The 25,216-nt window shown below is 35.6% G+C and carries 28 protein-coding genes and 1 tRNA gene; all 29 read left to right on the top strand.

The window, feature by feature from the left end; translation table 11 throughout:
- Positions 1–3: 3 nt before the first annotated feature.
- The 29 genes from KJS37_RS01670 (at position 4) to KJS37_RS01535 (ending at position 25,033) form a co-directional block, all read left to right on the top strand.
- Complete coding sequence (locus KJS37_RS01670) at positions 4–306, top strand: hypothetical protein (protein ID WP_213495613.1); 303 nt, start codon at positions 4–6, stop codon at positions 304–306.
- 23 nt (positions 307–329) lie between these two features.
- A complete protein-coding gene (locus tag KJS37_RS01665; RefSeq protein ID WP_165705638.1) occupies positions 330–638 on the top strand; it encodes a hypothetical protein in 309 nt (102 codons plus the stop codon).
- A gap of 112 nt (positions 639–750) precedes the next feature.
- Positions 751–1,674, top strand: a complete 924-nt coding sequence (locus KJS37_RS01660) for a hypothetical protein (RefSeq protein ID WP_213495611.1) — start codon at positions 751–753, stop codon at positions 1,672–1,674.
- Positions 1,675–1,880: 206 nt separating this feature from the next.
- Complete coding sequence (locus KJS37_RS10445) at positions 1,881–2,006, top strand: hypothetical protein (RefSeq protein ID WP_276512716.1); 126 nt, start codon at positions 1,881–1,883, stop codon at positions 2,004–2,006.
- A 78-nt stretch (positions 2,007–2,084) separates the two neighbouring features.
- Complete coding sequence (locus tag KJS37_RS01655) at positions 2,085–2,396, top strand: hypothetical protein (RefSeq protein WP_213495609.1); 312 nt, start codon at positions 2,085–2,087, stop codon at positions 2,394–2,396.
- Between the two features lie 214 nt (positions 2,397–2,610).
- Positions 2,611–3,603: a hypothetical protein gene (locus tag KJS37_RS01650; protein WP_213495607.1), complete on the top strand. Its 993-nt coding sequence runs from the start codon at positions 2,611–2,613 to the stop codon at positions 3,601–3,603.
- Positions 3,604–3,779: 176 nt separating this feature from the next.
- Positions 3,780–7,001, top strand: a complete 3,222-nt coding sequence (locus KJS37_RS01645) for a VaFE repeat-containing surface-anchored protein (RefSeq protein WP_213495605.1) — start codon at positions 3,780–3,782, stop codon at positions 6,999–7,001.
- 64 nt (positions 7,002–7,065) lie between these two features.
- Positions 7,066–7,686 (top strand): translation initiation factor IF-2 N-terminal domain-containing protein, encoded by a 621-nt coding sequence (locus KJS37_RS01640; protein WP_213495603.1) that lies wholly within the window; start codon positions 7,066–7,068, stop codon positions 7,684–7,686.
- Between the two features lie 16 nt (positions 7,687–7,702).
- Entirely contained in the window at positions 7,703–7,924 is a 222-nt protein-coding gene (locus KJS37_RS01635; RefSeq protein WP_061414868.1) for a TcpD family membrane protein, read from the top strand.
- A 6-nt stretch (positions 7,925–7,930) separates the two neighbouring features.
- A complete protein-coding gene (locus tag KJS37_RS01630) occupies positions 7,931–8,344 on the top strand; it encodes a conjugal transfer protein (protein ID WP_173816799.1) in 414 nt (137 codons plus the stop codon).
- Positions 8,345–8,364: 20 nt separating this feature from the next.
- On the top strand, positions 8,365–10,866 hold the full coding sequence (locus tag KJS37_RS01625; protein ID WP_213495601.1) for an ATP-binding protein: 2,502 nt from the start codon (positions 8,365–8,367) through the stop codon (positions 10,864–10,866).
- An 11-nt stretch (positions 10,867–10,877) separates the two neighbouring features.
- Complete coding sequence (locus KJS37_RS01620; RefSeq protein WP_244851287.1) at positions 10,878–12,680, top strand: hypothetical protein; 1,803 nt, start codon at positions 10,878–10,880, stop codon at positions 12,678–12,680.
- Positions 12,677–13,702 (top strand): phage tail tip lysozyme, encoded by a 1,026-nt coding sequence (locus tag KJS37_RS01615; protein ID WP_213495599.1) that lies wholly within the window; start codon positions 12,677–12,679, stop codon positions 13,700–13,702. Before KJS37_RS01620 ends, KJS37_RS01615 begins: the two co-directional genes overlap by 4 nt.
- A 15-nt stretch (positions 13,703–13,717) precedes the next feature.
- A complete protein-coding gene (locus KJS37_RS01610; protein ID WP_213495596.1) occupies positions 13,718–14,239 on the top strand; it encodes an EF0163 family protein in 522 nt (173 codons plus the stop codon).
- Positions 14,240–14,586: 347 nt separating this feature from the next.
- The gene (locus KJS37_RS01605) at positions 14,587–15,078 is read left to right on the top strand and encodes an antirestriction protein ArdA (protein WP_213495594.1); all 492 of its coding nucleotides are present in this window, start codon (positions 14,587–14,589) and stop codon (positions 15,076–15,078) included.
- A gap of 128 nt (positions 15,079–15,206) precedes the next feature.
- The gene (locus KJS37_RS01600) at positions 15,207–15,413 is read left to right on the top strand and encodes a hypothetical protein (RefSeq protein WP_003135183.1); all 207 of its coding nucleotides are present in this window, start codon (positions 15,207–15,209) and stop codon (positions 15,411–15,413) included.
- Between the two features lie 41 nt (positions 15,414–15,454).
- A complete protein-coding gene (locus KJS37_RS01595; protein ID WP_213495592.1) occupies positions 15,455–16,591 on the top strand; it encodes a tyrosine-type recombinase/integrase in 1,137 nt (378 codons plus the stop codon).
- 366 nt (positions 16,592–16,957) lie between these two features.
- The gene (locus KJS37_RS01590; protein ID WP_165714304.1) at positions 16,958–17,485 is read left to right on the top strand and encodes an SLOG family protein; all 528 of its coding nucleotides are present in this window, start codon (positions 16,958–16,960) and stop codon (positions 17,483–17,485) included.
- A gap of 136 nt (positions 17,486–17,621) precedes the next feature.
- A complete protein-coding gene (spx, locus tag KJS37_RS01585) occupies positions 17,622–18,014 on the top strand; it encodes a transcriptional regulator Spx (RefSeq protein ID WP_003133982.1) in 393 nt (130 codons plus the stop codon).
- 23 nt (positions 18,015–18,037) lie between these two features.
- Positions 18,038–18,319 (top strand): UPF0223 family protein, encoded by a 282-nt coding sequence (locus KJS37_RS01580; protein WP_096368672.1) that lies wholly within the window; start codon positions 18,038–18,040, stop codon positions 18,317–18,319.
- A complete protein-coding gene (locus KJS37_RS01575) occupies positions 18,285–19,073 on the top strand; it encodes an inositol monophosphatase family protein (protein WP_096368671.1) in 789 nt (262 codons plus the stop codon). The genes KJS37_RS01580 and KJS37_RS01575 overlap by 35 nt, the downstream gene beginning before the upstream one ends.
- Before the next feature lie 72 nt (positions 19,074–19,145).
- Positions 19,146–20,429 (top strand): UDP-N-acetylglucosamine 1-carboxyvinyltransferase, encoded by a 1,284-nt coding sequence (murA, locus tag KJS37_RS01570; RefSeq protein WP_213495590.1) that lies wholly within the window; start codon positions 19,146–19,148, stop codon positions 20,427–20,429.
- Positions 20,422–20,607 carry a DNA-directed RNA polymerase subunit beta gene (locus KJS37_RS01565; protein ID WP_017370713.1) on the top strand — a complete coding sequence of 62 codons (186 nt, stop codon included), beginning with the start codon at positions 20,422–20,424 and terminating at the stop codon, positions 20,605–20,607. The genes murA and KJS37_RS01565 overlap by 8 nt, the downstream gene beginning before the upstream one ends.
- A 154-nt stretch (positions 20,608–20,761) precedes the next feature.
- Positions 20,762–22,045, top strand: coding sequence for a trigger factor (gene tig, locus KJS37_RS01560; RefSeq protein ID WP_017369387.1), 1,284 nt, complete (start codon positions 20,762–20,764; stop codon positions 22,043–22,045).
- 157 nt (positions 22,046–22,202) lie between these two features.
- A complete protein-coding gene (locus KJS37_RS01555) occupies positions 22,203–22,535 on the top strand; it encodes an ArsR/SmtB family transcription factor (protein ID WP_017369386.1) in 333 nt (110 codons plus the stop codon).
- Positions 22,532–23,209: a type 1 glutamine amidotransferase domain-containing protein gene (locus tag KJS37_RS01550; protein WP_213495588.1), complete on the top strand. Its 678-nt coding sequence runs from the start codon at positions 22,532–22,534 to the stop codon at positions 23,207–23,209. Before KJS37_RS01555 ends, KJS37_RS01550 begins: the two co-directional genes overlap by 4 nt.
- On the top strand, positions 23,209–24,129 hold the full coding sequence (locus KJS37_RS01545) for an NAD-dependent epimerase/dehydratase family protein (RefSeq protein ID WP_213495587.1): 921 nt from the start codon (positions 23,209–23,211) through the stop codon (positions 24,127–24,129). The genes KJS37_RS01550 and KJS37_RS01545 overlap by 1 nt, the downstream gene beginning before the upstream one ends.
- Positions 24,130–24,220: 91 nt before the next feature.
- On the top strand, positions 24,221–24,910 hold the full coding sequence (locus KJS37_RS01540; RefSeq protein ID WP_017369383.1) for an HAD family hydrolase: 690 nt from the start codon (positions 24,221–24,223) through the stop codon (positions 24,908–24,910).
- Between the two features lie 51 nt (positions 24,911–24,961).
- Positions 24,962–25,033: transfer RNA gene (locus tag KJS37_RS01535), tRNA-Arg, on the top strand.
- The last annotated feature ends 183 nt before the right edge of the window (positions 25,034–25,216 follow it).

Below are 25,216 nucleotides of genomic sequence, written 5' to 3'. Positions count from 1 at the left end.
AAAATGCAGGAAAAGCGACTTTCAAATCATGCAAGGTTGCTGAAGACAACTTTAAGTAGTTATACGTTTGATAAAGAAAAGTATGATAATAAAGTTCATGATTCTTTGTACCTTCAACTTACAGATGAAGAATCGGCTCTAAGAACATTAGATGAAGTAGGATTAATGTTCCCTCATGAAGCGCAACTTTCAAGAAAAAATTATTATGAAAAACATAAAAATCAAAAAATAGGAACATTGCCCTATGGTTACAGGTTAGCTATTTATTTTTTAATTGATAATGGCTATGCGGAAGCAGTTTTGTAGTCCAGATATAAAGGAGGAAAATATTGAATATAAGTTTATTAAATTTAAAAGATCTGTACCTTAAACTTTCAGAAGAAGATTTTAAAAATGTTTTTTCTGTTATAAGTATGATGTTGAAGGAAAATATTAATTTGGTGGGGTGGGAATTGGTAGAAATCCCTGCAGAACAAACATATTGTTTTTATAATGCTCAAGCAGAAAAAGCGTTTGATTTTGAGGGAAATAGTCATGGTAATTTATGTCCACATTATTATACATATATTATGGTAAACGATGTAAATAAAATTCCAACAGAAACCATAAAAGAAGCTATTATTAAGTATCAAATATAGTATAGCTAAAATTGATAAAGCGCTTTCAAAGTAGTATAATTATTATAAACAGAAGATATCTATTTAATAAACGATATTAGAATTATTTTTTGTTGAATACTATTAAAAAGAGGTGATTTTTATTAAGTTTGAGGAAGCACTATTATTAACAGAAAAAGAGAATGTTATAATAAGTCTGGAAGATATTTCAAGAAGAAGGGATTTATCTGAAATTCTTCATAGTTTTCATTGTCCAGATGAAAACTGCGATGCCAGACTGACTTATAACAGAAGAACTAAAGGCGCTTATTTGAGTAAACATAAATCGGCAATACATTCAGCGGAGTGTTTGTTGTTTTCTGAAGAAATTAAGCGGCAAAAAGAAATGGCAGAGTATGAAGAAGTAAAAGGAAGAATATCTGAAGGGGGGCTCAAACGAAGAAAAAGAGTTACTAGTCAAATGATTAAAAATTTTCTAAACCCACCAGAAAAAACTGAAAGAAGGACGAAAAGGAAGAGACCTACACCACGTACTAAGGTAGATGAAGATACCGTACAACAAGTTACCACTAAAGTTATCTATGATTCTGATTCAGATGTAATTAAAAAAGAAGGTGAGGGAAAAGTAAGAGAACCTAGCTTTTATCAAATATATCTCCATCAGTTATCTGAGACTGATAGCTGGAAGAATATCACAACAGGTGCATATATAGATAAAGTTTCAGTGGGAACGTTAGAAAAACCATATGCAGAAATATCAGGATATTTTGAAGAACAAAAGGTTATTTTTGTGTTACCAGAAGCATTCTTCGTAAGTAATGAACGATCACTTAGTATACAACAATTATTAGAGCATTTAAAAGCTCTAAAAGAGTATATAGAGAATAATTCAGACAATCTTTTAATAGGTACGCTTTGTCAATCTAAAGAAATAGAATTAAATAATTTACTTCTTTATATTCCAGAACCTGATTTTATGGAATTTGTAACTAAAGGAGGTAGTGTATTTCCATCTTTGTCTGATTTAGTAGCAGCAATTTCTTCTGAAAGAATTTAAGTATCGTTTTATAGAAAGAGCATACAAGTGCTCTTTTTTTATATAAAAAAGCTGTTAAATAATGTGTTCAGCTTTTAAAAACAAAAAATAACATTAAAAGCAAGAGAATATGAATTCTATTTTTTATTTAGAACGGAGGTCAAAGTGTTATTTTATCAGAGAAAGAATGTACGGAATTAATGGAAAAAATTCAAGTCGGAGAAGAATTGACTGATCGAGAATATCGTTTAATATTTTCTAGTTTGGATAAACGCCTAGGTTATAATGCAGACGGTACAAGCCGTATTATAGAAGTTTTTTCAGAACGTTGGATTGCTGAAATTTTTGGATAAACATTTTTTATTGAATAATTTCAGATGTGTGAAGGCAAAATCAGAGGAGGGAAAAAATAGAAAGAATAGGAAAACAATATGCCAACACTATCACAAGAAATTAAATCACTTCAAGCAGAAGTAAACGACATTGAAGCACTCTTTGCTGCAGGAAACGCTTTTCAAGAAGCAGCTCAAAAGCTTAAAGGAAAAGGTAAAGTTTTACGAACAGTTGAAAATGACACAATAATTTTGGATGATACAATTGAAATTATTGCAAATCGCACAAATGATGTTATTAAAAACTTGGTTAAAGCTTCATCATCTTACAATTTTTCAAAAAAATCTTTCAATGAATTGAAAGCAAAACTTGAAGATGTACAAGCGCAAGCTCGCCGTAGCGCAAAATAAAAAAACAGCGAAAATAGTATAAAAAATGGGTGGGATTTTGCTTTCACACATTTGAAATTATATTAAAAAAAGTACCGTTAAACCCTGTATTTACAAGGGAAAAATGGTATAATAGTTATATAAATAAAGCCGAGCAATAATAGCTTCTCGAAGGTGTGGATTTGGGCAAAAACACCGTTTATTTTCAATAAAAAATGAAAATGGAGAAACTCTGATGCAATTAAACAAAAAACAAACTATTGTAGGTGTTAGCTTGGCAATTCTTTTGCTTGGTGGTGCTGCAGGCGCTACATATTCTCATAATGTTAAAGCTGAAAAGGCTAAACAAGTCCAACAGGAGAAAGAGAAAAAACAAGCGATTGAAAATGCAAAACAAGCAGATAAAGAATTATTGATAAAAGCTAAAGCAAGTCTTGCTGAAGCACAAAAAAGCCCTAGTGCTAATAATTTAGAACTTGCGAAAAAAGCTATTTCTCTTGTAAAAGATGATAAAGCAGCTCAACAACTGACGAAAGAATTAGACGGTATTAAAAATCGTGTAAAACTTGAAACGGAAGCTAAAAAAGCAGTTGCGGATTATCAAAAAAATGCTACAAACGCAGATAAATTGAAAAAAGCACAAACTGCTGTATCAAAATTGACTTCTGATTATAGCAAAACTTTAAAAGCAAAATTAACAAAAGATATTGCAGCTTCAAAAGCACAGGCAGATAAAGCCAAAAAAGCAGAAGAAGTTAAAAAATCAGCTCAAACTGCAAAAGCTGTAGACAATTCAAATCAAACAGCCAAAAGTAATGCTTCAGAAGTGAATCAACCACAAGCTGAAAATTCAGTTGTGACTGATCCAGCACCTGTAAATGATGGTGTAGCTGCAAATGATAATGTTAATGCTTATCAACCTACCCCTCAAACGCCACAAGCTCCTGCAGGTGGTGGAAACACCTCAAATCCTAATCCTCCAAGTACTGGTGGCGGTAATGCTGTAACACCACCAACAGGTGGTGGAAATGGGAACTCAGGAAATAATGGTGGCGGAAACGTTACACCACCTGCAGAGACATTTACTGGTTGGGTAAAAAATCGAGCAGGACAAACAGTTTGGTCACAAGGTGGTTTTCCTTCACTTGAAGCAGCAGCAAGTGCAGCAGCAGCTTGGGCAAATGCTCAACCTAATCCAGAGGACGCATGGTCATCAGGTGCTTATTAATATAAAAAAGAACGGTGGTTTCTTGCGAAACTGCCGTTTTTCTATTTCGCCCTCAATCAAGGCATAAAAAGGTTTGTAGGAAGAAGAGGATAAAAATAATTTGAAACATGAAGCCTAGAGCCACAACTAGGCTTTTTTATTTTGCGCAAAATAAAAAGATACATAGGAGAAAATTTATGTCTAAATTTAGAAAGAAAAAATTACAAAAAGCACTCACAGAAGAAAAACAAACCCGTTTTCGATTACGTAAATCGGGAAAACATTTTGTGACAACAGCTATGTTATTACTTACCGTAGGTGGGACAGTCGCAGGTCTTGCACAAGCAGATGTCATTAACATTAAACCTTTTTCAAATCCTTCACGTTCGCTTACTCTTCCTGATAAAGGGAGTGTAAATTATAAGTTTTCAGGTACAGGGACGGTCAAGTGGTCGAATGGGCATGACGCTTCCGCAAACTTTATGGAAGTTAACGGTGCGACAACATTCTGTTTAGAACCATTTGTAGATGTCTTTAATGGTGCTTATGCGACAAAGGCAGGGCAAAGTGAAGCAGTTTATCAATTGTGGAACAACATGACAGAGTATCAACGTAATCTTGTAAATAATATTACTTACATTGGTGAAGTGAATAATGCGGAAGCAGACAAAAACATTAACCTTGCGACACAGTTTGCTTTATGGTTGGTTGAAGCAGGACAAAATGAAGTTTCAGGACTTCTTCCTAAAGTTTCAGAGGTTGACACTTCAAAACTGAATAATGTTGTAGGTGGGAATAAAATTACAGGTTTAGAGTCTACTGGTGCGGATATATCTGAGGTTGTCAAATATGCGACTACAATTTTGAAACAAGCAGTCGAAAGTTCTAAAAATCCGGATTTTAACCCTAATCCTTTGACCGTTATTGCAGGTTCAAGTGCAACTGCCACAGATAAAACAGGAGTGCTTGCAGGCGGTGCAGGTGGATACGGTACTCCATTTGATAAGCTTGTTCCTTCAAAAGGGCTGAGTGCTAAACGTGAAGGAAATTCCTTAGTAGTTTCTGCCACTCCATCAGCTATTGGAAATGGTGGTAATGTTAAAGTTTATAACAACATTAATGAAAATTTTGTTCCACATTATATTTACGGCACAATTAATCCTGATGGAAAAGTTGGACAAACGTTATTCGCTACAACAGACCCAGCTCGTTTAGATGGGGAGTTGAAAATAAAAGTTATTGGCTTAGGCGAAGTGACACTTCAAAAAACTTCCACAAACAATGCTTTTGCCAATAAGAAAATGGCAGGCGCAGAATTTACACTCTATACTTCTGATGGCAAACCTGTGAAATGGACGGATGGACACGCAGGATATCCGATTACTTCTACCGCAGGTACGAAAGCTAACAATACAAATGTGGTATTGAAAATGGGTGAAGATGCGAAACTTGGTGTCAAGAACCTTGATTTCACCAAATCATATTACTTCATGGAAACAAAAGCTCCTGCAGGCTTTGCTTTAAATGCGGTTAAAATTCCTGTGACTTTTGATGAAAACTCTAAGTTTGATGGTACAACAAAGAACTATCAAGATGATGTAGCTACACAAGATATTCCTACAGGATCAACAACTTTAACAAAGGTGGATGCTGACACCGACTCTTCCGAAACACAAGGTGAAGCTACACTTAAAGGTGTTACTTACGGTCTTTTCCATGCGGATGGTAAAGCTGTTGAATGGTCTGAGGGACTGACAGACAAAACAGCAGGTTCAACTGAAAATCTTCCAATTATACCTACATTTGGTACAAAAGCAGATGATAAGAAGGTAGAGTTGACCATTGACGACTCTAACAAAGTTGGTGTTCAAAACTTACCGTTGAAAGAGAATGGCAAAGCTTTCTACTGGCAAGAGCTACGCACTTCATCAGGTTATTCTCAATCTTCTAAGAAAATTCCAGTAGTCTTTAATGATAAGAGTGAAGTAGATGTTGCGACAAATGACTTTGCGGATAAAGACAAGGCTTCAAACAAGGTTAATGTCTTTAGCTTCATGTTTAACAAATCGCAAGAAGTTAATGGCTCTCTTACAGGTCTGAATGGTGCAGAGTTTACACTCACACCTAAAGAAGGTACAAAGGGTAATCCGATTAAAGCCATCTCTGGTACAGGGGTAGACTCAAACGGCTTTACTGTCAATGGTTTAACAGTCTTTGATGGAAAATCCAATGAAGAAGCAGGAAACTCTTCTAAAGATGGTATTGCTATCGGTGACTATACTCTATCAGAAACAAAAACACCAAACGGCTTAAAACCAATTAATGATGTGGATGTTTCGATTGAAGATGAAGTGGACGATAAAGGCAATCCTTTATCTTATACTGCAACCTTTACAGATACGGTCACAGGGCAAGTGATTGATAAAATCAAGGTTGATGCTTCGAGCTTAGTTGATAACAACTTGATGTTTAAAGTTAATCTCGGTATCTTTACAGATAAAATGCAAGCTCAACCTAAAATCACAACAACTGCGACAGACAAAGCAGATGGTGATAAGACATTAGGTGTTGGTCATGCACAAGTCACAGACTTGGCGAAAATTTCAGACCTTCTGCCTAACACTGAATACACGCTTACAGGTACGGTGGTTTATAAAGGCACTGGAAAACCTGTCATGGGTAAAGATGGTAAACCTGTGACTGCAACGAAGAAATTTACCACGGACAAAGAAGGGAATGCGGAAGTACAACTGGACTTTCCACTTATTGACAATTCCCAAGATGAAAACAAGGAATATACTGTGACGGAGCTTGTGAGTGACAAAGAAGGGAACACGGTTGTAGAAGAAAATAACTTCAAGGAAAATCCTTCTCAAACGGTAAAAGTTGCGGATGCGGACGGTCACACCGAAGTACAAACGAAGGAACTTGAAGTCGGTAAAAATTCTATCACGGACAAATTCTATTATAAGGATTTGGTCGAAGGTACAGAGTACACGGTAAAAATCAAGCAAGCCTATGACCATAACTTGAAAAAAGTTATTGATGTGGATGGTGAGTTAACCTTTACCGCTAAGGGTTCATCAGGTACGGTTGATGTGCCTGTCAAGATTGATACAAAGAAATATGCAGGGCATAAGATTACCTTGTATGAGGATGCTTGGGTAGGCAAGGAAACGGAGAAAAACCGTCCTATCATCCATCATCACGATAAGAATGATGAAAGTGAAACGTTTACCGTTAAGCCAAAAACACCAACTCCTACACCAAAAACACCGGACACTCCAAAGAGTATTCTCCCTTCTACAGGTGAAGAAAAAGCTGTTTGGAGCTTGGTAGGTATTGGTGCAATCCTTGTAGCATTAACTGCTGCTCGTCGTGACAAGATTAAAGCTTTTTTTAACAAAGATAAAAAATAATAATAAATATTGACCGTGAAAAGCGGTGAAGTGGTGGGATGGTGGAAAAATATGGAGGTAAAACTTGATAATTTATGAATTGGCAAGGGAGTTAGGTGTGGATAGAGAATCGCTTCTTTTCTTTGCTCAAAAACAAGGTATTGAAGCGAAAAGTATAGCTTCAGAACTGACTTCTGATGATAAGGCTAAATTACTTCAAGCTTTTGATGAAGCAGGAGGAGTTTTAGAACCTGTTGAAGCTGTTTCAAAAATCACAGCACCTCAGGTCACTAAAAATGAAGTATCGCAAAAAAAAGGTTTTTTCAAATCAGGTCTTTCTAATTTGAAGAAATATGAAAAGCAGCCAAAAGAGCCTAAAATTCCTAAAACTAAAACAGTAAAGGAAGGAACAGCGTTACGCATTTATCGGCTTGTTGCTCTACTTGTTATTACTTTGTTTATTGGATTAGGCTATTCGGCTTATAATGCAAATATTCAAGTCACAGAATTAACAAAAAAAGTGAATGAAACGACTCAAACTTTGAGTGAGAATCAAAAAGTTCTCATGGATCAGAGCGAAAAATTGACAGGTCGTGTAAAAACATTAGAAGATGGTCAGAAAAAGTCAGAATCATCCTCAAAGAGTACAGATAAAAAGACTTCAGCGCCTAAAGGTAAAGTACAGCCGTCTAAAAATAAAAAATAGAAAGTGTGATTAAAATATGAGTATTGAAGATATTAAACGTGGTTTTATAGTGTTACTCGCTATTGTTGCAGGGGTAATGATTTTTAAGCATTGGAAAAATGGAGCTTGGGTCGAGATACTATCTGTTCTTGGAATTGGTGGTATTATGTGGGCGCTATTCTCAGGTAAAGATATTTTTGCTATGATGTGGCAATTTATTACTGCTATTCTAAAAGTATTTGGAATTCATATAGCGTGATTGTCTATGGAAAAACAAGAGAAATTACATTATGATTATGCGATTGGCTTAGAAACACCTTATTGGATACAAGAAATAAGGTTACGTGGGAAAGTTTACTGGACTTTTCAAACGCCCTTATCTGTTCCATTTTTAGGTGTCATGAGTTTAAGTGCAGTCGCAATTTTTCTTCTCATTCATCCGCTGCTGCCTGTCTTAAGATATGTGCCTTTTGTGCCAGTTTCGCTCTGTACGATAGCTCCTTGGTTTATAGGAAAAGCTTATGTTGAAAAAGAGCCCGATGGTAAAAAGATGCACTATTTTATTTATGGTACATTTCGCTTTATAAAAAATTTCGGTTTTGATAAACGTTGTATTTATGGTGAAGAACGGAGGGAAGAAGTGCAAGAAAAAATTGTATTTGAAAAAGTAATGCTTTAGAGAAAGCTAGAAAGAGGAATATGAAACTTAGTTACCCAATAGAACGTTATAAGGAGAATTTAGTCTTAACCAAAGAAAGAGAAGTGATGGCTTTTTACACAATCCCTTATTTTTCTTCTTCTCCAATCAATTTTAAGAAAAAAAGAGAAACAAAAGAAACGATAGAGAAAGCGGTAAGAAAATTATTACCTAATGTCTATTTTGAACTTTCTTTAGTATCACGTGATTTTCTTTTGGAAGAAAAAATGTCAGACCTTGCGGAAACATTCATATCTGAAAATAAAAAATCAGGAGAAGTTTATCTTAAAGAAGTAACGGAACGTTATAAAAAAGAGATGGAGATTCCTTATAAATATGTTTGGTTACTAGGGGTTTATCTCTCAAAAGAAATGAAAGATATGTCTTTCAAAGAGCTTATTAAAAATGCAATCACAAAACAAACAACAGCTTTGATGAACGCTTTAGGGCGATATGTTCAAGTAGGGGAGGATTGGTCAGAAAATTGGTATCATGCAGAAATGGAACTCAGACAAACTCTTTCAGCGTTAAAACCTGTGCCTTTGTCTGATGAACAAATGTATTATTACCAAAAACTTCAATTTTTACCTTATATCCCACATTTGTTTAAAGATGTACTGGAATCAAGAAGTATCAACAATATTACGGATACTATGATTTATGCGAATAATATGGGGGAGTTACAGTTTGTAAGTCCTTATGGTACAAGTTATCTTTCAATTTTACCTATCGGAAAGTCTACAGGAATATTGACCAACAATCATATTGATGAGATTGTTCAAAGTTTCAACTTTCCAATTGGTCTTAAGAAGAAGTGTCATTTTCCTGATATGAAGAGTACTTTTGGATATAAATCTAAAATGAGTCAAAGCTTAGTCCGTTCAAAAACAATTATGCGTGAAACTGCAAATACAGGAAATGTTATGCACGACCGTATTATTATTGGGCGTAAAGGTTTAAACGACATGGCAAAAAAAGTTCAAGCAAAAGAGCCTATTATTGAATATGGCGCTTTTTTATTTATCGCAGCTTCAAGTCGTGAACAGTTGAGAAGTCGTGTAAAAACTGCAATTGGTGCATTTGAAGGTAAATTTGAATTGGAACGTGCACGTATGGATCAAGCCTATCTTTTTCAATCGTTACTCTATGGCGCAAAATTAGACCGTACGACACGTTTTTGGTATCACTCTTCAGATTCTGCAGGTTTTTCTCAACACTTGCCATTTACTACAACAAAGAGCGGTTCAGATTCAGGTTTTCCTTTAGGTCGAGTAGATACAAATTATCACAAGTGGGAAAATTTAGACCAAGCTATTCATGCTTCAAGAAATATTGTTCTCTATAACCCTATGCTTGCCAATAAAGAAGGGATTGCAGGGAAGATTACTAATAACCTCTTAACTACTATTACAGGTATGACAGGGTCAGGTAAAACAATTCTCGCACAAAACCAATTTTTACAAAACGTTCACTCTAAAATTAAATCACTTTATATTGACCCTAAACATAAAGTTAGAGAACAATGGCAAAGTAAATTGAAAGACCCTGTGTGGTGTAAGAAAAATCCTGAGTTGGCAGATGTTGTTGAGCGTATCAATTATGTGACACTTGATTATCAGAAACCAGAAAATACAGGTGTTCTTGACCCTATTGTCTTTTTGAACCCAGAAGATGCTTTGACTGTGGCTAAAACCATGCTTAAGTATTTGGGTGAGGGAACGTGGAAAAAAGATGAAACCACAGCTATTTCTCAGGCAGCAAAGGAAGTTGTCAAGCGTAAAATTAAAGGCGAAACAGTTGGCTTTATGCACGTTATTGAACTTTTAAGAAAATCAAAAAATGAAGTTGTAAGAGCTGCAGGAGAGTATCTTTTTGAAGCAGTGGATGGCTCTATTTTGTCTTTAGCCTTTTCTTATGGTGATGTCAAGGGAATTTCTTTTGAAGAACATGGTACGCTCTTAGAAATTGCGGATTTAGAATTGCCTGAATCTGATTCAGATGATGAACTTTCAGAAGAAGAACGTAACTCTGTCGCAGTGATGATGGCATTAGGGACATTCTGTAAACGATTTGGTTCAATGAACGATAAAGAAGAAACAGTCGAATTTATGGATGAAGTTTGGGTGATTACAACTTCTAAAGAAGGTAAACGTATCATCAAAACTATGAAGCGTGTCGGACGTTCTCAAAATAATAAGTTAGTTCTTATTTCGCAGTCTGTCAATGATGTGAAAGATTCAAAAGATACAACGGGCGCAGGTGAACGTTTTTGTTTCTATGAGGACGGAGAAGAAGAACAAATTTTACGTACTTTGAAATTAGAAGTCAATGAAACTAATCTTCAATGGATTCGTAACATGAATCAAGGGCAATGTGTGTACTTAGATGTTTTTGGTAATATTAATCGTATTTCAATTGAAATCCCTGGAGCGTGGCTAGAATTATTCTCACCGGAAATTGATTCAGAACAATCTCAGTTAGAAAAGCAATACCAAAAACGTTAGGAGGTGAAATTATGAATTTTAGTGTTTTATACAAAAGCATAATGAATTATGGGATTTATCATGAAACTGTTCATGGTAAAATTGCAGAACCAGTTCCTATGTTTTGGAATTTCATCTCAGGCATAATTATAAGTATGCCTTTTCAAATATTTCAGATACAGGCTCTAGTCGTTAGTTTCCTTACAAATCTTCTTAACATTTCAGGTTCTTTGAAATCTGTTCAAGCAACTATGATGTCCAATGCTAAAGCCATCTTCTTAGGCTTTATTGGTGGCTCAAATGGTACAATTGCACAGGCTTCAGGGGCAGGAATGTTATTGGCTGTCACAGGTTTTTATTTGTTTTACCAATATACCAATGGTAAAGGGAATTTTATGCGTGCCTTTATACATTTGATGGCAGTTGTCGCGACTATGTTTTTCTTTTTTGGAAATTTTACCGTAACGACACAAGCAGGAAATAGTAAAACGGCTATGGGAGGTCAAATCCTCTTTGATACAGTAACCAATGTTGCGGATACTGCAAAAAAACAAATTACTAATGGAATGACAGGTTTTTCAGAAGCGGAGCAATCAGGTGATTTTATTGAGAATTATGTGGTTAAACCTACCGCAAATTTTATCAACACAGGAAATCCTGCAGGGATCGTTGATTCTAAAACAGGAGAAACATTTGATTATACAAAAGCTAAAGGGGATGATGGACAAAAATATGTAGACAAACTCTCTAGAAAAGATGATTATCTAAAAAATGATGGTAAACAGCTTGGTTTTCAAATTGCTGCAGGTTTTATGGGTGGCATTAACTTATGGATATATGCTGTTCCAATTATTGCAGTCAATTCTACTATATCGGCTCTTTCTCTTTTAGTTTGTGTGTTTATTATTCTGATACCATTGAGCGCATTATTAAGTTTTATTCCGTGGTTTAGAAATGCTTTCTTTACGACAATAAAAACAACGCTTGGTTTATTGGTTGCACCGTCTATTTTAAGTGTTATGCTTGGTTTTCTTTTTTTCTTAATGACACAAATTGATTATGGTGTATTAAGTTTGATTATCGGTAAACCACAAACCAATTTAGAAGCTGCAGTATCAGGGTTAGGCAGTATTGAGTTCCTTATATTTTTACCAGTAGTTTTTATCTTGAAAATAGTATTCATGATTGTATTATGGAAAAATCGGTCTGGTATTTCTCAAAAGATTTCAGGTACGAATATGGCTGCAGGTAATGCGGAGCTTTCACATATGAAAATGGAATGGGAAAACTTTAAAAATGGGTTTAAAGAAAAAGCAGAAGGCGGTGCTAAGGTTGCAGCAGGTGTTGCGACAGAAAATCCAGCTCTTATCGCTGATGGTGCTTCTATGGTTGCCCCTAACATGACGAAGGGATATAATCGTTTTCAAGAAATGAAGCAACAGCCTTCTGAAAATATGCAAGAACTTGATAAACAAATGGAAGAACAGAGTTCAAATGATATTCAAGTTTCAGATGAAACTCAACTTCAAGAGCAAAAAGCTTCAGAAGAAAATCAAAATATTGAAGTGCCGCCTGAAGAATATATTTTGACTGCAGAGGAAAGCAGTACAGAACTTGAAAATACGGAAAACTTTATTTCTGAAGAGAATCAAACACTTGAAAATGAAGAAACAACGGAACAAGTTGATGTTCAAGATTTACAAGACAATCCTGATATTGAGAAATCGTTTGCGACTGAAGAGAAACCGATTATTGAAGAGTCAATTAATCAAAGTGATTTAATCAGTTGGGAAGAAGCCAATTATGATTTACAAGAAGTGAGAGTGGAAGTATGAAGAAAATAGGGTTAATAATTGCAGGAATTTTTGTTCCTGTTTTTCTTTTCCTTGGACTTATCTTTGTTCTCTTTGGCTCAATGTTAAGTATTGGAAGTCAAGAAAATACACCAGATATTTCAGGAAATGGTACACCACCAGTTACAGGTCAAGCCCTTGAAGTGGCGACAAAAACGTATCAGCACTTGAGGAAAGAACATAAATTTACTTCTGCAGGTGCTTCAGGGGCGCTTGCGGTTGGTCAGCGTGAAAGTATGTTTAACCCACAAGCTATCAATCCTGCAGGAGGTGTTGCAGGTCTTTTTCAATGGTCTGGATGGGGGAGCTTCATTAATGGCGACCGAATTCATTCCGAGGGATCAATACAAGGCATGGACTTGTCGACTCTAACACTTGATAATGAGTTTAAACTTATGGATAAAGAATTAAATGGTTCTTATTCAAAAGTAAAAACTTTGTTAAGTAAATCTAAAGAACCTGTACAAGCAGCCAAAGATTGGTCGCTTTACTATGAAGGTGTCAGCTTATCTGATGGGCAAACGAACTTGGAAATGATTTCTCAGTTAGCGAATCAATGGTACGCCTACTTTAACGGTTCAGCTTCTTCAGGAGGAGATATAAAGCTCCTTAACGATGTACTTGGTCAAAAGGTAGGGTCAGGACAATGTTATGCTTTATCGGATTACTATGTGAATAGTATTAGCGGGTTTCATCTTCAAGGACTATGTGCCTTTAATATTGGTTCAGATAACTTTAGTGCATTTACTTCTCACAGTTGGAAGGTCATTATGAAACCAAAAGCGAGTGAGCTTGTAGCAGGTGCAGTTGTCAATTGGGGCTTTGGACCGGTCGCAGGTTCGGCAAGTGAGAATCCTTACGGTCATACTGGTGTTATCAGTACAGTAAAAGGAAATAGTTTTACAACCTATGAGCAAAATGTAGGTGGTGTACAAATTGTTCAGAAAATGGATAGAACATGGGATGACAGTATCACGAGTATTGCTATACCACCTAAAAAATAGTAGGGGAGATAAAAAGTGAAAAGAGTAAATTTATTAATATTTGGAGTTTCCTCATTGTTGTTACTTTCAGCTTGTAGCAATAATGAAATTGTTAAACCAGATAAAGTAGAAGTTTCATCTTCGCAACAAATAAAAAAATCATCTTCAGATGACAAGGTGGAATCGAATAAAACTTCAAAAAGTACATCAACTTCTGAAGATAAATTTGAAGCAGTAAAAGCAAGAGATATAGTCGGAGAATTTCTTGACAGCTATTACAATTATGATTCAGAAAACAAGCGTAATGAATTGACGAAAGTTTTTTGCACTTCAGAGGTTCAGAAGAAGCTGCACTTAGTTAAAGTGGATAAAGAAATAAAAATGGAATCATCCATCATTTCTTCAGATATTTATGAAGGAGAAGAAGGACAATACTTAGCTTTGGTTACCTATTCGCTTAATGGTAATCAAGTGACACCACAGGTATTAAAAATAAATGTTGAGCAAAAAAGCAATCAGTACTTAATATCTAGTGTTGATTTTCCATTAATGAATTGAGGAGGATATTTTGAGTACAAATAGAATAAGAGATGAATCGCATGACTCATTTCAATATGGTATGAACGAAGGACTTGTGCAAGCAGGTCTTTTTAATTTTGGGGGAAATATGAGAATCAAAGATAACTATGAAAGGTGACAAGTACGTGTAGGTTTTGATAATGTAGAGAAAAGTTTATTTGAAACCAGAACACACCTTTCAGGAGCAATAAGTCGTACAAATTTTGGAAGTTCAGGAAGTAAGGAGCTTCAGGAAGCACATACAGCATTTAAAGCAGTTGGCGGCTTGTTGTATGAAGCAACACGAAAGTTACGAGATATAGAAGATATGTTTTAAAGGAGAAGATATGGAAACACCAAAAATATATATTGTAAACTTAAACAGCTACAATAATGGCAATACAAGGGGCAAGTGGTACGAACTGCCAGTTGATATGGGAAGAGTTGAACGAGAATTGCAGCTTGATCCAGAGCATGGGGAAGAATATGCAATTCATGATTTCGAAAATTTTTATGGATTTTCAGTAGGCGAATATTCTTCTATTAGTGAACTTAATGATTATGCGGAAAAACTAGAAGAAATCTCAGATTTAGACCATCTCAAAGAATTTCTGGAAATATATTCAATAGATGATATTATTTCTTGTAAAGATGACTTGGAATTTGTAGAAGCTGAAGATGATGAAGATTTAGCAGCAGAATTGGTTGCACAAATGGGAGGAGTAGAAACTCTAAGCCAAGCAACTTTAGAACAGTATTTCAACTATGCAGCTTATGGTCGTGACTTAGCAATAAGTGATTATTCTCAAACATCACATGGCTATGTACGTAACATTTAGGAAATTAGTTTAGGCAGTGATAATTGCTGCAATGTAAAAATAAAATCGGTGAATATTAAGGGCGAGAGAAATCTTGTCCTTATTTTTTTATTATGGTCAATTATTGAATTGTGATTAATGGAGGGAATATGTTAGTAGATTTAAAAACAAAATACCAGCTTGCGACTATTTTTCAATGGTCTGTAAAAACGGTAGAGAAACATTTAACTGAAATGTCAAGAACAGAATATTCAAAGTATATCTTAGAGCCAAGCCGAGATTTACGGCGGATTAGTTTATCTGGATATTATCAGTTCATGAAATATAAAGAAAAGCAAAACAAGAAAATGTTATAATAAGTACGCACACATTTTCTTGCTTGCAAGCAAGGAGAATTATGTTTTATAAAAAATTATCAAGTGGAAAATACCGCTATTTTGAAAAATACTTTGATAAAAATCAAGGAAAATGGCGACAAGTTACAGTAACAATGAACTCGAAAAGCCGAGCTTCTCAAGCGGAAGCAAAAAACAGACTTTCTCAAAAAATCGAAAAAAAATTAAAAGAAAGACTGGAAGAAAAGGAAACCTTCAAAGAAAAACAGGAACTTACCGTTCAAGAAGTTTTTAATGAGTGGCGTATTATTCGCGATGAAGAATTAAAACTTTCTTCCATCAGTGTAGAAAAAAATGCCTTTAAAAAATTTTTGAGAGAGTTTGGCACAGAAAAAATTTCGAAAATTACTGGTATACAAATTCAAAAGTTCATTTTAAAGCAAAATTTAGCCCCCACTACACGCATATTACGAAAAACATACTATAATTTGTTGTTCTCTTATGCAAAGAAAGTTGCATATAGGAACGATAATCCAATGGATAATGTGGTTTTGCCAAGAATAAAATTATCTTATGAACAGATAATGAAGAAACAAAATAAATTTTTAGAACGTGAAGAAATTAGGAAAGTTCTTGATTTTTTATATAAAAATAAAGTACATTTTAGGAAAGCTTTAATTTATGAGTTCCTGTTTTTAACGGGACTTCGTACAGGAGAATTATTGGCTTTACGTTGGGAAGATTTTAATCCGGGAAAACAACTTATTCAGGTTAAGCATACTTTAAATATGAATGGGGTATCAGCGAAGAAGCGACAATTATTGTCTCCAAAGACAGGTCATTCATACAGAAGTGTGAGCTTAAATAACAGAGCATTAGAAATCATCAATATTTTAGCTGATCATTGTAAAGATGAAGAATTTATCTTTGTGGGAAATCAAGGACAAACATTAGACAGAAATACATTGTCAGTTGTTTTTAAAGAAGCTTGTACGAATGTTTTAGGTGAAAGACATTATACATTACATATGCTTAGACATTCTCATATATCTCTATTGGTTGAAATGAATGTCCCGATTAAAGCAATAATGGAACGTGTAGGACATTCGAATGAAAAGATGATTTTACAGGTATATAGTCATGTTACAAAGAATATGCAAGAAAATTTGCTTTTGAAAATGAACGAGATGGTATTTTAAAAACTAACCAAAAACTAACCAAAATTAAAAGGAGTAGGTAGGGATAGAGAGCAAATATTGATTCAAAAAAAACAAAAAAAACATCAATATTAACGACTATAGGTACATGGAGAAGTCAAGAGGCATAAGGGGTTATACGGACTTGTAAAATGTAATTATAGCAAATTATTTGCCTTTTGGACTGTAATAGTTAAAAGAACATATTATTGTAGAGATTCTTTTTAGTTTTATTGCTTGAAATTTTAGTGCGAGCACTAAGGACAGCTGCTTTATTTTATTGCATAAATTGATAGAAAATAGACTTTGGATAATCTGGGCAATAAAAATAAAGTACGAATATATATATTTAACAAGGAAGTTTTGGTTATGAAGACGCTGCTTATTACAGGTTATACAGCCTTTGACCTGGGGATTTTTGATGAAAAAGATATAAAAATATCGATTATCAAGAGAGCTTTTAAAAGAAGGTTGGAAGCTTACTTGGATCAAGGACTAAAATGGGTGATTTTTACGGGGAGTCTTGGCTTTGAATATTGGGCATTGCAAGTTTCTAAAGAATTACAAACAGAATACAATTTTCACATTGCTAGTATATTTCCCTTTGAAACGCAAGGACAGAACTGGAATGAGGCGAATCAAGACAAATTACGTGAATTTAAAGATGTAGATTATGTTAAATATGCTTACGAAGATTACGAAAGTCCAAGTCAATTTCGTCAGTATAACGATTTTTTGCTTGAAAATTCGGATGGTTCTTTAGTTTTATATGACGAAGAAAACGAAACCAAGCTCCATTTTATTACGGATAGGATGCAAAAGACATCAAATTATAATATGGAATTGATTAGATTTGAAGATTTACAAGAAATTTGTGACGATATGAACAATATGTAACATAGACATAAAATCTTACACAATAGTAAAAAAACGCACTTTTTTTAATCTATAATTTTTGGTATAATAAGTAACAAATAATAGCGCTGCTCAAGTTTAATAATTGGTTACAGCCTAGATAGAATGGGGAAAGAAAGTGGTTGATTTATACTTATCGCCTTCATGCACAAGCTGCCGTAAGGCGCGCGCATGGTTGGACAAACACAGTGTCCCTTATACGGAGCACAACATTTTGACACAGCCGATGACAAATGATGACTTACGTAAAATTTTGTCAAAAACAGAAAACGGAACGGAAGATATTATTTCAATTCGGTCAAAAATATTTCAAAAACTTGCTTTGGATCTTGATGAGTTGACAATTAATGAGTTGATTAATCTTGTGACAGAGTATCCGAACCTTTTGCGCCGGCCGATTATCACAGATGATCGTTTGTTACAAATTGGTTTTAATGAAGACGAGATTCGTGCTTTCTTACCTCGTCATTATCGTCGCGCGGAAATGAAACGTGCGGTAAACGACTTCTAACTGCATATGGGGGAGTGGAAATAATGAAAGCTAATTATCAATATCCACTTGATTTAAGTTGGAGTACTGCTGAAATGACTGCAGTGCTCTCTTTTTTCAATCAAGTCGAAAATTTTTATGAGAGTAAAGTGAACAAGGAAGAGTTTTTGGAAGCTTATAAGGCATTCAAGAAGATTGTTCCTTCTAAGATGCAAGAAAAACAGCTGGGACGAGAATTCGAAGAAAACAGTGGTTATTCGCTTTATCGTGCCGTCAAGGAGGTACAAGCGAGTGAAAGACAATTTGTTCGCTCTGAAAAAGCTTAAACAAGCAAAAACTTGGGTGAGAGAAGCTGGTGCTTTTCTTCGTGATAATATTCATCAAACTTTGGAAGTTTCGCAAAAAAGTAATTTTAGTGATTTGGTGACAAATTTTGATCATCAGGTTCAAGAAATCATCATTGAAGAAATTAGTAGGTCTTATCCTGAGGATAAAATTTTAGCAGAAGAAGCAGGACGAAATACTGCGGATTTTGATCGCAGTCAAGCAAATTTTTGGGTCTTGGATCCGATTGATGGCACGATAAATTTTGTTGTACAGCAAGACAACTTTGCTGTGATGCTGGCTTATTATGAAAAAGGGCAGCCACAATTTGGATTAATCCTTGATGTAATGGCGGACAAACTTTATTGGAATAATGCGCAAGAAGTTTTTTGTAATGATCGGTTACTTTCTTACAAACCTCAAGTTTTTGAAAAAAGTCTGCTTTCAATCAATTCAATGATTTATCGTAAAAATTTATATAACCTAACAAACTTTAGTTTGAATACTTTAGGAGTAAGGATGTTAGGCAGTGCTGGGATAGCTTATGCAGACCTTCTTGAGGGAAAAACAGTTGCTTATTTTAGCCGTTTGCAACCTTGGGATTATGCCGCGGGAGGTATTCTGACCGAAAAACTCGGTTTTGTGACTAAAACCTTTGAAGGGGAAAAACCCAATCTTACAGACCGCCAGTACGTTTATAGCCTACCTGCACATTTAGTTGAACAATTAATACAAGGGACAGACATAATCCTGTAAAGTTGACGAAAAGATTCATTGTGCTATAATTTAGGGTGTCTTTCAGAATAAAGAAATTATAGGAATGTATAAATGGATAAAATAATTGTCAAGGGTGGAAATACCCGCCTTAAAGGAACTGTAGAAATTGAAGGAGCAAAAAATGCTGTTCTGCCTTTACTTGCAGCGACACTTTTGCCAAGCGAGGGAGAAATTATTCTTCGTAATGTTCCTATCTTGAGCGACGTCTACATGATGAATAATTTAGTGGATCATCTTGGAGTGGATTTAGAGTTTTCAGAAGAAAGTAAGACCGTTCATGCACAAGCAGCTGCTAAAATAAAAACAAAAGCGCCTTACGAGTTCGTGAGTAAAATGCGTGCCTCTATCGTTGTAATGGGTCCAATTTTAGCTCGAAACGGGCATGCTCGTGTCTCAATGCCCGGCGGTTGCTCAATTGGTTCGCGTCCTATCGATCTCCACTTGCGTGGCTTTGAATTGATGGGGGCGGAAATTACTCAAGAAGCGGGTTACATTGAAGCTAAGGCTGAAAAGCTACGTGGTGCACATATCTATTTGGACTTCCCATCAGTAGGTGCCACACAAAACTTGATGATGGCTGCAACTCTAGCAGAAGGAACAACAACTTTAGAAAATGCAGCACGCGAGCCTGAAATTGTCGATCTTGCAAATTGGCTTAATAAAATGGGTGCAAATGTCAAAGGTGCTGGCACAGATACAATTATTATCAAGGGTGTTGAAAAAATGCATGGTGCGAACCATGCGGTTGTACAAGACCGTATTGAAGCTGGAACCTTCATGGTAGCAGCTGCGATGACACAAGGCGATGTGTTAATCAAAGATGCGGTTCGTGAGCACAACCGTCCCTTAATTTCTAAATTGATTGAGATGGGTGTGGAGTTTGTCCAAGAAGATGAAGGACTTCGTGTTCTTGGACCTGAAGTTTTGAAAGCTACAAATGTTAAAACTCTACCACATCCTGGTTTCCCAACAGACATGCAATCGCAAATGACTGCGGCTCAAGCTATCGCTAAGGGTGAATCAACAATGATTGAAACGGTTTTTGAAAATCGTTTCCAACATTTAGAAGAAATGCGTCGTATGGGCTTAACTGTCGATATTACACGTAACACAGCCATCATCCAAGGCACACGAAAATTACAAGGTGCACAAGTTAAATCAACAGATTTACGTGCAAGTGCAGCATTAATTTTGCTTGGTATGGTTGCGCAAGGTCAAACTACAGTACGTAAATTAAGTCACCTTGATCGTGGTTATTACCGATTCCATGAAAAATTAAAATCACTTGGAGCAGATATTGAACGTGTTCCAGAACTTGAGGAAATTGATGATTAAAAAAACGATTAAAGTATTAGGCGTTCGCCTTTCATTAGTCTTTTTAGTTCTTGTACTTGTCCTTATAGCAGGTGCAGCGGGCTTGATGTTAGGCTATGGTGTACTAGGCGGCGGACAAGCGTCCCGTGTTTTTAGTGGCGATCTATGGCAAGAAGTCATGCAACGTTTAAATCCATAAAAAGTTTGCTTTTGCAAGCTTTTTTTATCATTTAAATTCAAAGGAAAGAGAGAAAAATAATCGTTCAAAAAGTTGAATTCACTCAGTTTTTATGCTATTCTAGAAAGGTATGAAATTTCTGAGCTCAAGGCTCATAAATAAGGAGAAATAATTAATGACTGCAAGTTTTGAAAAAACTGGTGTTAACACTGGTACACTCTCATTTTCAATCGACCAAGAAACAATCAAAAACGGTCTTGACAAAGCTTTCAATAAAGTAAAAGGTAATATCTCAGTGCCTGGTTTCCGTAAAGGTAAAATCAGCCGTCAAATGTTTAACCGTATGTATGGTGAAGAAGCTCTTTATGAAGAAGCTTTGAATGCTGTATTGCCAACTGCTTATGATGCAGCTGTAAAAGAAGCAGGTATCGAACCTGTTGCTCAACCAAAAATTGATGTCACTAAAATGGAAAAAGGTTCTGACTGGGAGTTGACAGCTGAAGTAACTGTTAAACCTGAAGTAGAACTTGGTGACTACAAAAACTTGGAAGTTTCAGTAGAAGCAACTAAAGATGTTGCTGATGATGAAGTTGAAGCCCGTTTGTCACAAGAACAAAACAATCTTGCTGAATTAACTGTTAAAGAAGGTAAAGCTGAAAACGGAGATACAGTAGTTATCGACTTCGTTGGTTCTATCGATGGCGTTGAATTTGAAGGCGGAAAAGGTGCGAACCACAGTTTAGAACTTGGTTCAGGTCAATTTATTCCTGGCTTTGAAGAACAACTTGTTGGCACTTCAGCTGGTGAAGAAATCGATGTGAAAGTGACTTTCCCAGAAGACTACCAAGCTACAGATCTTGCAGGAAAAGAAGCAGTATTTGCAACTAAAGTTAATGAAGTTAAAGCAAAAGAAGTTCCAGAACTTGACGATGAATTAGCAAAAGATATCGACGAAGAAGTTGAAACATTGGATGAACTCAAAGCTAAATTCCGTAAAGAACTTGAAGATGCTAAAGCAGAAGCTTACAACGATGCTGTTGAAACTGCAGCTATCGAAACAGCTGTAGCAAATGCTGAAATCAAAGAAATTCCTGAAGAAATGATTCACGAAGAAGTTCACCGCGCAATGAACGAATTCCTTGGAGGAATGCAACAACAAGGTATCTCACCAGAAATGTACTTCCAAATCACAGGTACAACTGAAGAACAATTGCACGAACAATACCAAGCAGATGCAGCTAAACGTGTACGTACAAACCTTGTAATCGAAGCTATTGCAGCAGCTGAAAACTTTGAAACTACAGATGAAGAAGTTAAAGCTGAAATTGCTGACTTGGCTGCACAATACAACATGCCTGTTGAACAAGTTGAAAAACTTCTTCCAGTTGATATGCTCCAACACGATATCGCAATGAAGAAAGCTGTTGAAACAATCACAGATTCAGTTAAAGTTAAATAATCGTTTTATACAAAAATGAAAACTCAGAGCACATGGTGCTGTGAGTTTTTTTATTTTCTTTAAATAACGGATGAGCATTTTATAAATCAAATTTTTTGACTTCTAAGAGAGGGAATGGTTTAATAGTTTAAAAATATAAACGAAAGAATAGATAAAAATGAAATTTGAACATTTAAAACATGAATTGAGTGAAGTCGGTGACTTTTTAATTGCCTTGGGTGATGAAAAACGACAAGCAATCATTATTAAATTGCTCGAAGAGAGTGATTGTAAAGGGATACAAGTAGGCGATTTAATCGAGGCAACAGGTTTATCTCGCCCAGCGATTTCTCATCACTTAAAGATTCTACGTCAAGCAAAAATAGTAAACTATCGGTCAGAAGGAACAAAAAATTTTTATTATCTTGAACACGACACAGCAGAAATTATAAAATTGCAACACTTTCTAGATGAAGTGACAAGGATAATGAAAGGAAAGCAAGAAAAATGAAGAAAGTTTTGATTGTCGAAACAAATGTTAATCGTTATAAAAATACCAATGAAGCGACAGGGCTTTGGCTGGGAGAGAGCGCAGAGTTTGTTGATGAACTACAAAAAGAAGGTATTGCTTATGATTTTGTGAGTCCAAATGGAGGTTATGTTCCGCTTGATCCACGAAGCATGAAGTATATGGATGAAGCCATCTGGAACACTTATGATGATTATGACTTTGTCGAAAGAGCATTAAAAAACACCTTGAACCCTGAACAGATAGCTCCACAAGACTATAGTGCCATATATTTTACAGGTGGTCATGGTGTGATGTGGGATTTTCCAGATAATCCAGAAATACAAAAAATCGCGCAAGATATCTATACACATGATGGATACCTCACTTCCGTATGTCATGGTATTGCCGGTTTACTTCATCTCAAGGATCAAGAAGGTCATTATATTATCTCAGGGAAAAAAATAACGGGATTTACAACAGCTGAAGAAATCATTGCAGGCAAGAAGAGCGTTGTTCCCTTCCTCAATGAAGAACTTGCTAAAAGCCATGGTGCAATCTGGTGTAAAAAAAGGTTCTATAAAGATTTTGCCGTCCAAGATGGGCAACTTATAACGGGACAAAATCCGTTTTCTGTACGGTCAGTTGCTAAAATGCTTATAAAGGAGATTAAATAATGCAAACAATACTAGGAAGTAATGGACAGATTGGTCAAGAACTGGCTAAGGAACTTTTTAAAAAATATACAAAAGAAATTAGACTTGTGAGTAGAAAACCTCGTAAAGTAAACTCAACAGATCACTTATTTCCAGCAGATTTATTGAAGTTTGAAGAAGCCAGTGCAGCGATTGCTGGTAGTGAAATTGTTTATTTTACAGCAGGTTTACCTATGAATTCAGAACTTTGGGAAGAGCAATTTCCTCTTATGATGAAAAATGTTATCGAAGCTTGTAAACTACACCAAAGCAAACTGGTTTTCTTTGATAATACTTACATGTATCCTAAAAATTCAGAAGTGCAATATGAAGACACTAAATTTGCACCACAGGGAAGAAAATCAGCAGTACGTGCACACTTAGCAGAGATGGTCATTAAGGAAATGGAAAACCAAGCGCTCGAAGCTGTGATCTGCCGTGCGCCGGAGTTTTATGGTCCAAATCATACGCAGAGTATCACAAATACAATGGTCTTCAACGCTATTAAAGAGAATAAAAAAATAAAAATCCCCTTGAGTGCTACTCGTTTGAGAACATTGATTTGGACCCCCGATGCTAGCCGTGCAATGGCTCTTATAGGGAATGATGTCGATGCTTATGGTCAAACTTGGCATTTGCCATGCGCACCAAGTTTGACTTATCAGGAAATCATTACACTTTCGGAAAAAATCACAGGCCAAAAACTTCGATATACAACAATTAAGATGTGGCAATTTAAATTAGCCAGCCTTTTCAGTCAAAAAGCGAAAGAATTACAAGAACTTCTTCCACGTTATGCAGAGGATAATGTATTTAATTCAGACAAGTTTAAAAAACGTTTTCCAGAATTTGAAATTACAAGCTTTGAAGCAGGAATCAAAGCGGTTCTTTCAGAGAAATAGAAGTTTAAAACTTACTAGGGACTCGCCCTAATTCATTTGATATACAAGGGGCAAAATGATAAACTTTTAAAGGAAGTGGAAAGGGAGGAACATGGAAGAGATAAAAAACATTATTTTTGACTGGGATAACACACTCTTTCCTTTTAAAAAATATTGGGAAATAGCGCATCGTAAAGTTTTTTTAGATTTGATTGACTTCCAAGATGGATTTTCTATAGATGATTTTATGGCAAAATACCGTGAATTGGATGAGCAACTCTGGCCCTTGGTTCATGAAGGGAAAATGACGATTGCGCAGTTGCGCGAAGAGCGTGTGCGCCAGGTTTTAGATTACTATGCGATTCACTATAAAGAAAACTTTGTGCGTTTATTCTTTGATATCTTTTTGACAGCCTTGCTTGAAGAAATAGAAGTTGATCACGATTTACTGACTAAAATAAAAGAGCTCTCCCAGAATTACAATATAGCTATTTTAAGTAATGGTGAGAGTTGGGAACAAAGAGAAAAGATTAAGCGTTTTGGTTTTGAAAACCTCTTTCCTGTTTATATTTCAGCTGAAACGGGCTTTGCTAAACCTGATCAAGCAGCCTTTCGGAATATTTTGGAAAAGGAAAACTTTGAACGTAAAGCAACGCTCATGGTCGGGGATTTGGTTGAACACGATATCCTTCCTGCACAAGAGCTTGGCTTAGCTACTGCTTATATAGGATATAACGACAGTAAAATTGCAGATGAAAACTATAAGAGTATTCAATCCTTTCTTGAGGACTTTTTGAAATAAAGAAACTTGAAATTTCCTCTGTTTTCCTGTAAAATGATAGAGTTATCAGTGCCGTCTGTAGTGTAATGGATATCACGCAAGATTCCGGTTCTTGCGATGGGGGTTCGATTCCCTCCAGACGGATAATTTTTTATTTTGAGCGCTGTAAGACATTGTGAGAAGCACAATGTCTTTTACATTTTGATATTCTCATTTCTTGCTTAATCAATAAGTGAGAAAAATGGGAAACGGGCACCAAAGTAGAAAATGTTTTTTATTTGACTCCACCAATGGATAGAAAAGAACGTAATTAGAATATTGAGGAAG

Origin of the sequence: Lactococcus formosensis (assembly GCF_018403745.1) — a bacterium.
Taxonomy (GTDB): Bacteria; Bacillota; Bacilli; order Lactobacillales; family Streptococcaceae; genus Lactococcus; species Lactococcus formosensis.
This window is presented reverse-complemented; position numbering and strand designations above follow the sequence as displayed.